This window comes from Kordia sp. (assembly GCF_965283645.1).
Lineage (GTDB): Bacteria > Bacteroidota > Bacteroidia > Flavobacteriales > Flavobacteriaceae > Kordia.
Genome location: NZ_CBDIPG010000001.1, coordinates 811991 through 827639, shown reverse-complemented (window position 1 = coordinate 827639; position 15649 = coordinate 811991). Strand labels below are relative to the sequence as shown.

Sequence of the window (15649 nt, the reverse complement as noted above, 5' to 3'; positions counted from 1 at the left end):
TAACAAGTGAACAGTATGTATGAATACGTAAGGTGTACTTTTGAGTGATTGAGATTTTAAAACGAAGTATCAGAAAGAATAAAGTTTGGTTATACGCGCAATTTTTTAAACCATAAAAACCCAACAACTAGCAACAAAAGTATCGGAATACTTAGAAGATAGTATGTAAAATTGTTCTGTTGCTCAAAAGTAATGGCATCATTTGCGCCAATATGTGTCCAAGCCGCCCAATAAAAAGGTAGGCGAGAAGCTGGACTACTGATTTCGTCATTTTCTACATATTCAAGTTGTGCTTTTTGCAAGGCAACACTTTTTGAAAATCCTTGTTTGAGATACGAATAGTACAATTTCATAAGTGTTGCCGAAGAAGCATCTGGTATGCTCCATAAAGTTGCAGTAACACTTGGAATGTTTGAAAAGTTAAACGCACGTGCCAAACTCTGCAAACCTTCTCCTTTGTGATATTTGCCAAATCCTGTATTGCAGGCACTTAACGTAATCATATTTGCATTGAAGTTATGATTGTAGATTTCGTCCAAACGCAACAAGTTACTAATTGTATCCGTTGTTTTGGTGAAAATTAACGCAGAAATATTAGGGTTTTCAGTATCTAAGAGTGCATGTGTAGCCAAATGAATGCTTGACGAATTGCTCGCATTTTGTATAAAATTGGTTTTTGTTGCTTCTTTGTTAATCCACGATTTCCCATTCATCAATGTTGCGAGTTGCAACGCTTCATCGTCCGAAAAAGTGAGTTTGTATAACGCCATATTTCGTAAATTATCGTTGATAGTACTATTCTGAATGCTATCTTTTGTCATTTTTTGTACATGTCGCAACGTAGCTTCATCCAATTCTAAACCAAAAGAAGTAAAACCATTTGTGTGTTTAAAATCAACAATTTTATGTACTAACATTTTACAAAAATAATGGTAGCTAATGGCATATTTTTTAATAACTGCATTGTCCAAATTTGCCCACGAATCACTTTTATTGGTTAGTAACGTTTGAAACGGAATTGTATGTAAAACACCATCGGGAATAATGGTAAGTTTTTGAATATCAGTAGTGTTGTTGAGGTTTTGCAATGGCTTTTTTAATAAAATTTTATATAAAGAATGTGCCGTTTGTAAGTATTGCTTTTCAGCAAGATTGTACTTTTTGTTGATAAATGAAATATCACTTAACGATTGTCTGTACTGAGCAATTAATTCTTGAAAATTTTCAGGTAATTGAATTTGATCTACAAAAAAGTGTTCTTTCGATATTGAAAAAACATATAAAGTTTCAGATCCTAAAAAGTACTTTATAAACTGCGTACTTGTATCAATAGAAGCTTGTATTTGTTGTACCGTAACGCCTTCTAAATTATTTCGAAGCATGTCAAATTTTGGATAGTTTTCGGAAATAGCATTTTTTAAGTTTTGAAAACCTTCTTTTGCATCAATAAGAAGTTTCTGTGAGGAATCAATTTCGATAGAATCTTCAACTTTCTGTTTCAGAATTGTAATGTCTTTTGCATACGTTTCAAATAATACAATGCTATCTTTTGGAATGTCTGCGACTTTAAGTGCTTGTTTTTCATTTAATAATCCTCGCAATACAAAAGCGTTGGCTCTTTGTGAAATTAAAAATGCTTGCGATTTATACTGCGGTTTTTTGGTATGCGTAAACAGTGCTAATTTCACTTTTATGAGTTCTTCATAAAACATATTAGTTTGCGAACCTAACTTAAGTTTCGACGCAGTTTCTGTAAAGCTTAACCGAACATTTTCTGTAAAAGTAGCCGCAAGTTCATAATTTTCTTCTGCTAAATAGAGCCATTTGTCACTTTTTGAATCTTTATATTTTGCATAAAAACAATCTCCTTTACGCTTAAAAATCTCCATCAACCAAATTTCCAAAATCCATAACTCTTGTGAAGGATTTTCAGTAACTTCATTTTCAGTAAAATCTGGAATAAAAGTTTGCAGTGCTTTTTGATAATTTTCTAAGGCTTTGTCATGCTGTTTTAGCGCTTTGAAGGTATCTCCAATTAAGATAGATACTTTTCCAATTTCGCGTAAATTACCTTTTTCTTTTATAAAATGTAAGCTTTTTTGATATTGATCAAGTGCTTTTTTAGTGTTACCAAGCTTGAAATAGATATTCCCAAGTAACACATTCATTGTATTAAAGTTGGCAGTACAATAGCGTTGATTTTTAGTGACATCTTTTTTACAGTTTTCAGTAATTTCAAGTGCTTTCTGAGTGGCTATGAATGCTTTTTCATATGCTGCTAATTTGTATAAAATTTCTGCTTCATACCGTTCAAACGTCCCATCTTTTTCATCGATGAGTTGTTGCGCGTGTTGGTATGTTTTTCGTGCTTTTTTAAATTCGCCATTAAAAAGATAAGCGTCACCTAATGATTTTGTGTTTTTCCAAATAGTAAGCGTATCATTGGTAGATTTTCCGTGAGCAATTGCATTTTTTAAGTAGGTAATTGCCTTTTGATATTCTCCTTGCTGTATATATAGTTGAGATATATTTCCATAGATTTGGTTGATGAAATAGTTGTCTTTTACTTTTTTAAAATTTTCTAAACTTTGTTCGTAATAGGGCAAAGCTTCAAAAATTAACCCTTTGCGTTCGTAACAATAGCCTAAGATATAGTGTAATCTTCCCAATAGGTAGGTTTCAGAAGTTGGAAGTGCTGGCAATCCTTTTTCAACGAGTTTACTACTAGTATCTAAATCTTTGGAGTATAAACCATTATAAAAAATAATATTGTACGCCTCAAACCATAACGCCCATTTTTCTGATTCCTTAAATATAGAAGCTGCTTTTAAAGCTATTTTGTCAGAAGTTTTGTAATTACCGTTTCTATTGAGTGAATCTGCTTTGTGCAATAACTTTTTAGCAAAAAGAGTATCACGTTGTGTCTGTTGTGATTTGCAAACATGCATCACAAAAATCATCATACACAACGTGAATACTTTTTGTAGGGTATAAAAATGAACTTGTATAATCAATGCTTAATAATCTTTTTGGTATATTGATTTTGTTGGGTTTTTAATGTCATAAAATAGAAACCGCTGGCTATATCATGTACATCAAAACTGTTTTTAAAGATAGCAGAATCATGTTGATTTATCACAAGTTCTTTGATAATTTTTCCAGAATAATCGTACAACGTAATGGAAAAATTCGAAGCTTTTTCTGAATTGAATTGTATGTTGAAGTTAATTTTATTTGATGCTGGATTTGGATACACATCAAAAGTCAATTCGTCCGATAGCATTGGATTTGTTAATTGCGAAAATGCTTGTCCCTGATTTCGTAATGCACTATTTCCTCCACAAATAGTATAATCGAAATAATCAATTTTAGTACAAATTTTTGATGTATTTGTGTAAAATATTGGTTGTGAGTCAAACACTATGCTTGCTGTATTTAAGATGCAATCTGTTAAATTGGTTTTGGTACAAATTTTAAACGAAAAATAAGTGGACGCCTGATCATACGAATACATATTTGGAATGGTTTGATTGGTGCCAGGCAAGTTGATATTTAAAAAGTCAAAATAAATAATTCCTCTATTTGTATACCACGTTGGTTGCACTTCATAATCTAGCAAAGTAATTTTATCATGATCTAAAGAACTTGGAAGAACATCTTTTACATATACATTTCGTGCATAATTTTCTCCATCATTAAAATAACCAACCGTATAAATAAGTTCCTGTTGTTGGTTTAGTCCAGGTTTGATATATTCTTTATTTACAATCTTAAAATTAGGATCGTGCGGATACCTACGTGTTAAGAATTCTTGCTGCCTTATAGTTTCTTGACCATTTGCAGCATACTTTACTTCTAAATTTAGTTTATCTCCAGTCATTCGTAACGTAGTTGCCGGAACGTATATATAGCGTATTTCATCGTAAGCTAAGTTTGTAAATGACCAAGTTAATTTTTCATTATAACTACTAGCAAGAGATATTTGTGGAGTATTTAAATTTGTGGGAGTAATTGGAGTTGCCCAATTGTTATAAATTTTTATGTTATTAGTATTAACTTGTAAATCATCAGAATGATATGAAAATTCAATAATTCCATTTACAGCATTCTGACTTGTTGTGTTTCTAAACGCAATGATATAAAAGGTTTCATGGCCAACGGCTGTTGCCCAACTTGTCATTAAGTCAATTTCTCCAGTCATATTTACAGTTGGGTTTGCTTGCGGATTTGGAATGCCAGGAGTAATATTTGGTGTGACTTGAATGGTTTTTCTAGGAGGAATATTTGGATCGTATGATCTGGCAAAATACACTTCTGTTTTATATACAGTGTCTTTATCAAATATATGTGTTGGTTTAGTCAGTGTACTAAATGTTCCGTCGCCAAATAATGTAAATATAAAAGTATTTGTCCCTGCTTTTGCAATTTCATATTCCACCAATCCATTGTTGCCAATAGTTGCATTTAATGTTGGATTATATTGTGCATGTGCAGAAAATATAGAACACATCCATAGTAACGTTGTGATTATTAAAATTTGTATAAACTTCATTTTTAAATTGTTTTGAGGTTAAAATATAGTTACTGTAAAGCTTTAAAGGTATGCAATGTCAGTACTAAAAATAGCACACAGCAATTTTTTACTATGTGATATTTTACAAATTGTATGATTAATTTTTGATCAATTTTTTAACTTCTATTTTATTGCCAAATTCTACCGATAAGAAATAAATTCCTGGCGCATATGTAGAAATATCTAAACGATATTCGGACGTAACATCAATTGTTTTTTCTGTTAGAATTGTTTTGCCTGAAATATCTTTTACATTGATGGAAAATGATTTTGCTTGTTGCGATATAGTTGAATTGAAACGTACTGTATAATTTCCGTTTGAAGGATTTGGATACACACTAAAATTCAGATCTTCTTTTTTAAATCGTACAATATCCGCATTAATTTGTGGCGCGTCTCTTTTAAATGTACAATATACAGGAACAGGCACATTGGCACAATTTCCATTGTAAAAACGCAAGGTTATGTTGGTGATGCATTTTGTACAACTTCCTTCAAAACTAGTATATGTTAAACATAATAAGTCGCCATTTCCACCATTCCCAAAAATATCGTAACCGCCATTCGGATCAGTTAATGTCAAATTTGTAAAGGTTTGTCCTGTAGCATTATTAACAAGTTTAAAACCATCAATATTTGCTTGACAATCTGGATCAATAATCGTTGATAAATCAAAACTTGTAGTTCCTGCACACCAAGTTGCATATACATTTTGCACAATAGGTTGCGCCAATTTGTAAATCGCAGTACAAGTACAGCCTTGTGGAGAAGTATACGTTACCGAATATGAATTGCCAGGTACATACGAAACCCACATGGAAGAATCTGTGGTGCGGATAGCTGTATTATTTACATAATAATCGTAATAACCGCCAACACCATTTCCGCAAGCTTCCATTAAAAATTTGCCGTCTTTTGGAGGACAAAATTCTACAATTTGTTCTGCTTCTTTTTCAATTCTAATATGTACATAAAGAATACAACAATCTGGATAGGTAATTTTTAAGTATGCATCTTCAAACAAAGTTATTGGTATGTTAGGATCGTATGATGTACCTGTATTTAAATCTTCAATAGAAAGAATTGGTCCATTACACGGATCAACAATGTCAAACCGATTGATATCAAATGATTGCCCACATTGAAGCGAAATATCTATAAATTGACTCGTTTCTTCTTTGATAAAAATATCATGTTCGTACGTATATATATTTCCACAATCATCTTCATAAGCTAATGTAATGCGATAGTGCTTTCCAATTTGAAAACCGTTCCAAATATTTCTTAAATTTACTGATGGTGCTGGACTCGAAGTCAATGGAGATGTAAATTGTGTACTAATTCCAGCAGTATTAATTTCAGAAATAATCCATTGATAATTCATCATATTTTGTGGAATATGTAACGGAATTATGGCATCACTTTGACAATAATTATCGTCCATTAAAAGCAAAGACGGATCAATAGAAGTACGTTCAGAAATAACAATATCATCAATGCTCATTTCTGCCTGACTCACGCCATTTAGCCTAGGTTGTTGCATAAATGGAAAAATCCACAATTGTTCATAATCCATATTTGGTGTAAACGGAACAGTAACAGTTGTCCAAGTTCCTAAATACGTACCCATGGTATCTTGAAAAATAATTTGACCATTTGGTGTTGCAGTAACATCAAGATTTGTTGTGTTGTTGGTAGCTACTAAATTAATGGTGGCAATATTTGCTACATTCGGATCATTTGTATTAAGATCGCCAGTTCGGACTCTAAAACAAATATCATAGGTAACTCCTTGCTCAAAGTTAGCACGTCCTAAAATGGCTTCACCAATTCCGTGAACAGACCACATCCAAGCAAATGGATTAGTATTAAAGTTTGCTAAAGTAGGAGAACCATCAACTTTTGACCAATTTGGAACACAGTTTCCATTAAAATCGTTGTTTACGGCACAAGTGTTTGTGTTGAAGTTTCCATTAATTAATAAATTATTTGTAGCATCACAGCAAGGATTTTGAGCTTGTAATGAAACGAGTGATGCTAAAAGTACAAATAAGAGGTATAATTTTTTTCTCATGGTATTTGGTTTTAATGATTAATACTGTTTGATTTTACATATAACCAAGTCAAAAACCAAACGTGACATTTTTTTAGTCACATTTCAGTTATTTTTTATTTATACTACCGATGAAAACTTTTTTTCTTTAGTTTTATAAAGAATTATGAAGCATCAACCTACCGAACATACTACCGAGAACAATCGCGCGAAAGCGAAACAAAATTTTGGACTTACGGAAGCTCAGTTTGATAAGATGCTTCAAAAAATGAAAAATGGTGATGATGATTTGTTTGAAAAGATATTTTTAGCGCAGTTTGAAGAAACAATTACGTATTTAATGAATCGTTACAATACAGATCGATCTACAGCATATGATGCAACAATGGACGCGTTATTAAAGTTTAGAAAACGATTGCTTGAAGGGAAAATCACTTATTACAACATGCGTTTTTTATTTACACAAATGGCAAGTCAGTTTTTAACAGATGCATTTAAGAAAAAGGCAAAATTATCAGAAATTGATGACGATGATAGAGTAGAAGATGAATTTGAAAAAGTAGATGATGCAATTCTTGATTATTTAGATGCAGCTTGGAAATTACTTGGTAATCAATGTAGTAAGTTATTGGAAAATTATTATTATAAAAAAATAGCCTTAAAAGAATTGGCCGATACACTAGGAAAATCGGATGCCGCTTTGCGAAAGCAAAAACAACGATGCTTAGAAACATTACGGTCCATTTTTTTGAAACATTACAAACAGTAGTACAAAATTGTAAGCATACGATATAAAAAGTATATGCAGCATAAAAAATATACAGGAGGAGACGAGCTTTCAGCCGAAGAACTTGAAACAATGAGTGAAACATTGATTCAAGCTAAGTTTGATCGTGATAAACGAAACCAATGGGCACAACGTTTGAAAGACGATTATGGTGTAGAAAAAGAAGATGCAACAAACAAACGACTGTTTTCATTTTCAAAACTTGCTATTGCGGCGGCCATTGTTTGCATTGCTGGAATTGTAACGTATACTATTGCAACATTTTCAACGCCTAGTTATGATGCACTTGTAGATAAATCGATAGAAAATTTAATAAGTTTTGACAATCATGCTGTTATAACAAGAGGAAATAACACTGTAAATGTTCAAGTTTTAGAAGCGATTACGGCATATAAAAATAAAGAATATGATAACAGTATAGCACGTTGGGAAGCCATCATTGCTACAGGAAAAATACAGGGTTTTGCAAATTATAATATTGCTATGTGTTATTTGAAAAAAACACCAATTGCATCACAAAAAGCTATTCCATACTTAATAGAAGCTAGCAAAATAAAAACGGTTCAGGAAGAAGCAAATTGGGCATTAGCATTGGTATATCTTGATGTAAATCAAAAAGAAGAAGCTAAAAACATATTTCAAAAAATTGTTGCTAAAAAGGCGTATAAATATAAAAAAGCTGAAATAATACTAAAATTGTTACATGAGGAAACTGAAAAATAAAGCGATCCGAAGATCGCTAGTTAAAAATTACTGCATGGTATCTGGTGCTAGATTATCATTATGACAGTCTTTAGCATCAATTGAATAGCAATAGCAGGCAGTTCTTAACTCACTATATGATGGACATCCATAATCTCCCCAGACTGTTTTTTCATCATAATGACTATTACCAGTATCAGTATTATCATTACCAGGATTCGCTGCACTGCTACCTCCATAAAGTTTTGAAACACTAGATTTTCTTAGTTGTAGTTTTTTAAGATTCTTTTTTCTCATGATATAAAATTTCGTTTATAAAAGTCATTAAGACTTCTTTCTACAACTATAACTTTTCGAAACTTTAAACGTGACATTATATTTTTAATTTTGTTTACTAATTCGTCATTTTTGGAGTACAAACAGAAAGTTTTTCCATTTTTAAGTTAACAATTAATTACATACGAATCTAAAGGAGTGAATTTTACGATTGAAAATGAGTAAAATTTGTGTTGAGAATAGAATTTTTACCCTACACAAGTTCTCGATACAATTTTTCGTACCTCAAAATCACTCTAACAGACGCTTGTTTATACTTTTGAACTCAAAATGCACAACGGGTAGTTTAAAAAAGTAAATTTATAGTAGTTGGAAAATGTATAAGTACAGGAGAAGCAAATGAATTCGACGAAACATAATATAAATCTTATTTTTTAGTTTGATTTTGCATAAAATTCGTTTAGCTTTAATTTTTGACTAAATTTATATATTGAAATTTAGGTTTAGTTATACTAGAAATAACAGGAATTCCTTTTATACATACGTTGTACTGCATCTATCCACAAATGAAAATATTAGATAAAGAAATAGAAACCGATTACAAAAATAGAATTAATCGAGTTTTTGAATTTATTGACAAAAACTTGGAATCGGATTTATCTTTAAATACTGTTTCAGCAATTGCTTTTTTCTCACCATTCCATTTTCATAGAGTTTTCAAATTTGTTACTGAAGAAACTCTAAATGAATATGTAACAAGGCGGAGAATTGAAAAATCAGCTTCGGATTTGCTTCATAAAAACATCACAACAACAGAAATAGCACACAAGTACGGATTTAGTGATAATTCTTCCTATTCAAGAACTTTTAAAAAGTATTTTGGAATAAGTCCTACCAGATTTATAAAGGAAAACCCAAATAGACATAGCAAGATTCGTCAACTTAAAAGCAAGAACGGACAAGAATATCCTGACTACGAAAAATATATTTGCATCATTAATAATCTAAAAAAATGGACAAAAATGAATGCAAAAATTGAAATTAAAGAAACACCGAAATTGACTCTTGCGGGAGTAACTCACGTTGGAATAAGCGGAATTGAAAACGCTTTTGAAAAACTTACCAAATGGGCAATACCGAAAGGCTTACTAAAAAAATCAGAAGCTAAAATGGGCAGAATTTTCTACGACAGTTTTAAAGTTACTGCGCCTGGCAAGGTTCGTATGAGTATCTTTTTGACAACTAATGAACCCTTTGAAACAAAAGGTGAGATTAATAAATTGACTATTGATAAAGGGAAATGTATTGTTGGTCGTTTTGAAATAACACCAAATGAATTTGAAAAATCTTGGACGAGCCTTTTTATTTGGATGAATGAAAATGGATATAAAAAGAGCTCTGAAAATCCATTTGAAATTTACCACAATGATTACAGAGAGCATCCTGAAAATAAATTCATAGTTGATTTAAATATACCAATCGAATAAAAAATGCTGTACAATACGGTGTATAAAACATTGCTAAAAAGTGCAAATCAAAAGGTTTGTACTTATTTACAAAGTTTGCCAAATTTTTAAATTTGGCGCTGTGTTTAACCGAAAAGTTAGTGTCTTTTTACACACTACGTTTCATACGCAAATCGTTAGAGCCAATTAACAAAAAGCAAAAAACAACCTAGAAGAAGGTTGTTAAGAATAAGGAATAAAATAAGTGTATGCCTAATAAATTTAAACAAATCCTACTCTTTGAAAAACCATTATTTACATGGTATGAATCACTAACACCTATAGAGGGAGGATTTGATTTACCAGCCGAATCTTGTTTTGCCTATGTTTTAGAAGGTGATGAGCAGGACTTAACAAACTCAGGATTTTTAGCTATAAAGGGCACGGTTATCCTTTCGTTATGCGGTAAAACAGTCGGTCGTAGCCTTTCAACAATTGAATCTGGAAAGTTGAGTGCTATTATAGTTCATTTTAATAGAGAGGTGCTACAAAAAGTTTTTGATGGCCAAAAGCCGAAATTTTGGAAAGAATTGGATCATCCACTGAAAAAGGATACTTCTCAAGAAGATGCTACAGCCCTTGTAGAAGCTTATTTTTCTTGTATCGCTAAATTTTTCGAACACAAAAATGTACTTAGCGAAGAAATTTTGGTACTCAAATTAAAAGAAATTATTCTACTTCTCCTGCAAACTGACGAATCTTCAAACTTGAATATAATCATAAGAAGTTTATTTTCTGATAAAACTTTTTCATTTAGAGAAGTCATAGACTCTAATCTGTATGAGCCATTAGACCTTCAACGTTTGGCGGCTATGACAAACAACAGTATGGCCTCCTTCAAAAGAAAGTTCAACAAAATGTATGACAGCACACCAGCTAAATACATCACTCAAAAAAAGTTGGAGAAGGCACAAAGAATTTTAGTTTTTTCTCTAAGCTCGATAAAAGAGGTTTGCTATGAATGTGGATTCACTAACCCTTCCAGTTTTTCGCGAATGTTCAAAGATCAATATGGCTATTCGCCTACTGAATTTAGAAAGAACCTCAGTGAATAATGATTGAGCCCACAGGCAAAGGCTGAATCATTGCTTCCCTATAGATTTGTAATAAAAAATATGCAACCTTTAAAATCTGTACCCAAATTTATGCGCGCTATTGTTTTCCGAAACTATGGTGACCCTCAGGAAGTAATGGAACTTGTCGATGATAGGGAAATACCTAAGCCCAACAAGAATCAAGTTTTAGTGAAAATTGAATGTGCCTCTATTAATGCTGCCGATAGGTATATTGTCCGAGCAAATTATTTTATTATTCGGATGGTTTTTGGACTGTTCAGACCTTCTAAGAAAAAAAGAATCTTAGGAATGGACATTGCTGGAACAATTCAACTCATCGGGAAAAATGTTAAGGGTTTTCAAATAGGAGATACAGTCGTAGCTGATATTCGAAAATCCCTTGGAGGAGGTTTTGCAACGTATGCAATCGTACATGCTAAACACTTGGTCAAGAAGCCACAAACCGTTTCTTTTGAGCAAGCCGCAACAGTACCTATATCTGGCCAAGCCGCAATGATGGGAATGATACTCTGCTCAATTAATCCAGGAGATAAAGTGTTGATTAATGGTGCCTCTGGTGGAGTTGGATCTTTTGGTGTTCAGATAGCAAAAGCTCAGGGAGCCTATGTAACTGCAATATGTTCAACCAAAAAAGTTAACGCAGTAAGAAGTTGGGGAGCAGATGAGATTGTTGACTATAAAAAACAGGGCTCAATCAATGCGTTAAAAGGAAATGAGTTTGATGTTGTTTTTGATACGGCATCTTTTGAATGTCCAGGCAGATACAAACAAATTTTAAAGAAAGATGGTAAATATGTATTAGTTGGAGGTGATTTTTACAATATGCTTAAGCTAAAACTTTTTGGTCGTTTCGACCGTGGTAGTCAGAAATTTATGGCTTTAACTCAAGAGGTTGAGGTTACAAAAAATATAAAAACAGTGCTTGAAATGATTGCTGATAAAAAGATAAATCCCGCTATACAAAAAGTTATTTCCTTAAAAGACGTACCAGATGCTATTCATAGCCTTGAACAACGTACTGTAGTTGGTAAAATAGTTGTCAATCTAAATAAGAAAGTCTAAGCCTATTCATAAGAAAAACGAACGCATAACACTGGTAACCGTTGCAGAACCCAATAATTTCACAAAAAAACAAGGCATTCTTAGTGCTTTTAAGAGTATCTTTTTTATGAAGTTCTAAAAAGAACACCGCTTACAATCAAGATATCGTTGTTTTCTAGTGACTTTATTTTAAAAATGGCTAAGCAAAGTAAGCTTACTCCTCTTTTTCTATTTAAAGATATTTATTACAAACTAAAGAAACACGTTAAACTCCCCTAAAACTATACATTAACAAGTCATTTCTGCTCAAGCCTTGGAAATCGTAGATTTATGAACTCCTTAATTTAAAATAAGAGAATTGTGAACTGAAAAATTTAGAAAAACACCTCTGGAAAAGCACATTTTTTTTGTTTCTTCTCTTTGTGCGAACATGAAGAATGAAAGTAAAAATCTATAATTCAGTATCTTAAAAATTACTTGCTAAATACCTTCAAAATTTTAATTGCATAGAATTTATGTCAAACTCACGTTAAATAATTCACTTACCAATACACCAACAATCTTAAAGTGAAGTAATTCTAAGAAGTCTAGCCACAAAAAAAGCATCCACTTTCATGAATGCTATTTTCTAAATTATATATTTTTGATATATTATTTTCCTCCAAAAAGTCCACCAAGTAATCCGCCAAGTCCGCCTCCGCTGTTTCCGTTTCCTGTTTTGTCATTTCCTTTGAAGAACATTCCTGCGATATCATCAATAACGCTTCCGTCATTATCTGCATCTAAAATAGCTTCAATAAAACTTTGTTGTCCTTGTTGTTGTGCCTGATTTGATGATCCGCCACCTAACAATCCGCCAAGTAAGTCACCAATTCCACTAGAACTTTGAACATTTTGTTGTTGTTTTTGCTTTCCTAAAACGCCCATTAAAATTGGCGCGGCAACTTTTAAAATGTTTCCGATAGAAGAAGCATCTACACCAGATTGTTTGCTAATTGCATTTTCTACATTTGATCTTCTGTCTCCTAATACATGACGTAAAATTCCATCACCATCATTCTTTACTTCTTGATCAACTCCACCACCAAATAGACTTCCTAAGTTATCTAAGATACTTCCGTTGTGTTTATTTGATAAAGCGTTATTTAATCCTTCAGCACCTTCAGGTGTACTTGCATTTCTTTTCATGGCTCCCATAAGTACAGGCAACGCCATACTTAATACAGAAGCAGTTTTGTTTTGATCTTGTCCAACCTCATTACTCACTCCTCCAATGATTTGTTTTCCCAAATCACTATTTAATAAATCTAAAATTCCAGACATTTTTTTAAACGATATTTATTGTTAATATGAAAACAAGATAGGGATATTATGCAAGACTTAAAGGATGCACCTGTATTTTTTAGATGAACAGCATGAAATGCATAAATATCAGACGAATGGATTTTTTTGTTCGATTAAAAACAAAAAAAGCACTCATTTGAGTGCTTTTTAGTTATGTATATGAATAGAATTTTACTTTTCAGTTTTCAAAATAGCCGCTATTTGTGAGGCTAATTCCAAGCCAATTCGGTCTTGTGCTTCGTTAGTTGCCGCACCAATATGTGGTGTTAACGATACGTTCGGATTCATTAATACTTTAATAGCTGGCGTTGGTTCGTTTTCAAAAACGTCTAATCCTGCAAAGGCTAATTTGTTGTTGTCTAAGGCATCAATTAACGCTACTTCATCAATAACGCCGCCACGCGCCGCATTTACAATTCCAGCACCATTTTTCATGAGTTCAAATTCTTTCTTTCCAATAATGTATCCTTTTTGAGCAGGCACATGTAATGTGATAAAGTCCGAATGTTGTAAAACGTCTTCCATCGGTTCTGTATCAATTTCTACATTGATAAATTGTCCGTTGTAAAAATCTACTTTTACGGTTGCTTTGCTAATAAATTTGTCTGAAGCAATTACTTTCATACCAAGACCTAAAGCAATTTTGGCTACTTCACGTCCGATACGTCCAAAACCTATAATTCCTAGTGTTTTTCCACGTAATTCAGTTCCTTTTGCATAGGCTTTTTTCAAGTCTTTAAAACGAGAATCACCTTCTAATGGCATGTTTCTGTTGGAATCGTACACAAAACGAACTCCATTAAATAAGTGTGCAAATACCAACTCAGCCACTGAACTTGAAGAAGCCGCTGGCGTATTGATAACATGAACTTCTTTAGATCGTGCATATTCAACATCAATATTGTCCATACCAACGCCACCACGACCAATGATTTTTAGACTCTTACACGCATCAATAATGTCTTTACGAACTTTGGTAGCACTTCGTACGAGTAATACGTTTATTTGGTGCTCATTGATGTAATTAATCAATTGTTCTTGTGCAACTGTGGTTGTAATAACTTCGAATCCGTCTTTTTCTAAAGCGTCAATTCCACTTTGCGAGATTCCGTCGTTTGCTAATATTTTCATAATTTAATTTAAATATTCAAAGATTAAAAAATTGAATGATTATGCTTTTCTTTCCAATTCTTGCATTACGTCAACTAACACTTGTACACTTTCCAAAGGTAAAGCGTTGTACATGGAAGCACGATAACCACCAACACTTCTGTGTCCGCTTAGTCCGTTGATTCCGGCTTCAGTCCACATGGTATTGAAGGTTTCTTTTAATGCTTCATCAGTTAGTGTGAATGTTGCATTCATATGACTTCTATCTTCAGTAGCAACCACGCCTTTAAATAATGGGTTTCTATCTATTTCATTGTAAAGCAACGTGGCTTTTTGTTCGTTTATTTTTTCAATAGCGGCAATTCCACCTAAATTCTTTAACCATTCTAATGTTAACATTGAAACATATATTGGAAATACAGCTGGTGTATTGAACATACTATCTTTTCCAATATGAATTTTATAATTCAACATGGAAGGAATTTCCCGATTTACTTTTCCTAATATTTCTTCCTTTACAACAATTAACGTTGCGCCAGCTGGACCCATATTTTTCTGCGCTCCAGCGTAAATTAAATCAAATTTTGAAAAATCTAATTGACGTGAGAAAATATCCGAACTCATATCGCAAACTACAGGAACATTCGTTTCTGGAAAAGTTTTCATTTGCGTTCCAAAAATAGTATTGTTACTTGTACAGTGGAAATAATCGGCATCTGAAGGAATTTCAAATCCTTTAGGAATGTATGTAAATCCTTTATCTTTAGATGAACCAACTTCTACAACTTCACCAAAAAGTTTGGCTTCTTTAATCGATTTGTCACTCCAAGTTCCTGTATTTAAGTACGCCGCTTTTGTATTTAATAAATTGTAAGCAGTCATTAAAAATTGTGTACTTGCGCCACCTTGTAAAAAGAGTGCTTTGTATCCTTTTCCTTCCAATCCTAATAATTCTAATGCCAAACTACGTGCATTTTCCATAACAGCTACAAAAGGCTTACTTCTGTGTGAAATTTCAATTAAAGAAAGATTGTCATTGTTAAAGTTTAAAACGGCTTCAGAAGCTTTTTGTAATACTTCTTGCGGTAAGATACATGGTCCTGCGCTAAAGTTGTGTTTTTTCATGATTTATGTTGTGTGTTGTTAATCAGAATATTTTGAATGCAAAGTTGCTAAATTATG

The 15649-nt window shown here is 32.6% G+C and carries 12 protein-coding genes; 5 read left to right on the top strand and 7 right to left on the bottom strand.

Going from position 1 to position 15649, the window contains the following annotated elements; translation table 11 throughout:
- Window positions 1-89 precede the first annotated feature (89 nt).
- The 3 genes from ACQ654_RS03365 to ACQ654_RS03355 all read right to left on the bottom strand — a co-directional run bounded on the left by ACQ654_RS03365 (window position 90) and on the right by ACQ654_RS03355 (window position 6647).
- A complete protein-coding gene (locus ACQ654_RS03365) occupies window positions 90-3014 on the bottom strand; it encodes a CHAT domain-containing protein (RefSeq protein WP_430408902.1) in 2925 nt (974 codons plus the stop codon).
- Complete coding sequence (locus tag ACQ654_RS03360; RefSeq protein ID WP_430408901.1) at window positions 3011-4552, bottom strand: T9SS type A sorting domain-containing protein; 1542 nt, start codon at window positions 4550-4552, stop codon at window positions 3011-3013. Before ACQ654_RS03360 ends, ACQ654_RS03365 begins: the two co-directional genes overlap by 4 nt.
- A 118-nt stretch (window positions 4553-4670) precedes the next feature.
- Window positions 4671-6647, bottom strand: coding sequence for a T9SS type A sorting domain-containing protein (locus tag ACQ654_RS03355; RefSeq protein WP_430408900.1), 1977 nt, complete (start codon window positions 6645-6647; stop codon window positions 4671-4673).
- A gap of 145 nt (window positions 6648-6792) precedes the next feature.
- Here ACQ654_RS03355 and ACQ654_RS03350 point away from each other — a divergent pair, with 145 nt between their 5' ends.
- Window positions 6793-7395, top strand: coding sequence for an RNA polymerase sigma factor (locus tag ACQ654_RS03350; protein WP_430408899.1), 603 nt, complete (start codon window positions 6793-6795; stop codon window positions 7393-7395).
- A gap of 33 nt (window positions 7396-7428) precedes the next feature.
- The gene (locus tag ACQ654_RS03345; RefSeq protein ID WP_430408898.1) at window positions 7429-8136 is read left to right on the top strand and encodes a tetratricopeptide repeat protein; all 708 of its coding nucleotides are present in this window, start codon (window positions 7429-7431) and stop codon (window positions 8134-8136) included.
- A 27-nt stretch (window positions 8137-8163) separates the two neighbouring features.
- On the opposite strand, the gene ACQ654_RS03340 is transcribed toward ACQ654_RS03345, so the two are convergent.
- A complete protein-coding gene (locus tag ACQ654_RS03340; protein WP_430408897.1) occupies window positions 8164-8412 on the bottom strand; it encodes a hypothetical protein in 249 nt (82 codons plus the stop codon).
- A 545-nt stretch (window positions 8413-8957) separates the two neighbouring features.
- On the opposite strand from ACQ654_RS03340, the gene ACQ654_RS03335 reads away from it, so the two are divergent.
- The 3 genes from ACQ654_RS03335 (at window position 8958) to ACQ654_RS03325 (ending at window position 12034) form a co-directional block, all read left to right on the top strand.
- On the top strand, window positions 8958-9878 hold the full coding sequence (locus tag ACQ654_RS03335) for an AraC family transcriptional regulator (RefSeq protein WP_430408896.1): 921 nt from the start codon (window positions 8958-8960) through the stop codon (window positions 9876-9878).
- A gap of 227 nt (window positions 9879-10105) precedes the next feature.
- Window positions 10106-10951, top strand: a complete 846-nt coding sequence (locus ACQ654_RS03330; RefSeq protein WP_430408895.1) for a helix-turn-helix domain-containing protein — start codon at window positions 10106-10108, stop codon at window positions 10949-10951.
- Window positions 10952-11011: 60 nt separating this feature from the next.
- On the top strand, window positions 11012-12034 hold the full coding sequence (locus tag ACQ654_RS03325) for an NAD(P)-dependent alcohol dehydrogenase (protein WP_430408894.1): 1023 nt from the start codon (window positions 11012-11014) through the stop codon (window positions 12032-12034).
- A 630-nt stretch (window positions 12035-12664) separates the two neighbouring features.
- Here the strand turns inward: ACQ654_RS03325 and ACQ654_RS03320 are convergent.
- The 3 genes from ACQ654_RS03320 to serC all read right to left on the bottom strand — a co-directional run bounded on the left by ACQ654_RS03320 (window position 12665) and on the right by serC (window position 15592).
- On the bottom strand, window positions 12665-13336 hold the full coding sequence (locus tag ACQ654_RS03320) for a DUF937 domain-containing protein (RefSeq protein ID WP_430408893.1): 672 nt from the start codon (window positions 13334-13336) through the stop codon (window positions 12665-12667).
- A 192-nt stretch (window positions 13337-13528) separates the two neighbouring features.
- Complete coding sequence (locus tag ACQ654_RS03315; RefSeq protein WP_430408892.1) at window positions 13529-14488, bottom strand: D-2-hydroxyacid dehydrogenase; 960 nt, start codon at window positions 14486-14488, stop codon at window positions 13529-13531.
- Between the two features lie 39 nt (window positions 14489-14527).
- Window positions 14528-15592, bottom strand: a complete 1065-nt coding sequence (gene serC, locus ACQ654_RS03310; protein ID WP_430408891.1) for a 3-phosphoserine/phosphohydroxythreonine transaminase — start codon at window positions 15590-15592, stop codon at window positions 14528-14530.
- Window positions 15593-15649: the final 57 nt, after the last annotated feature.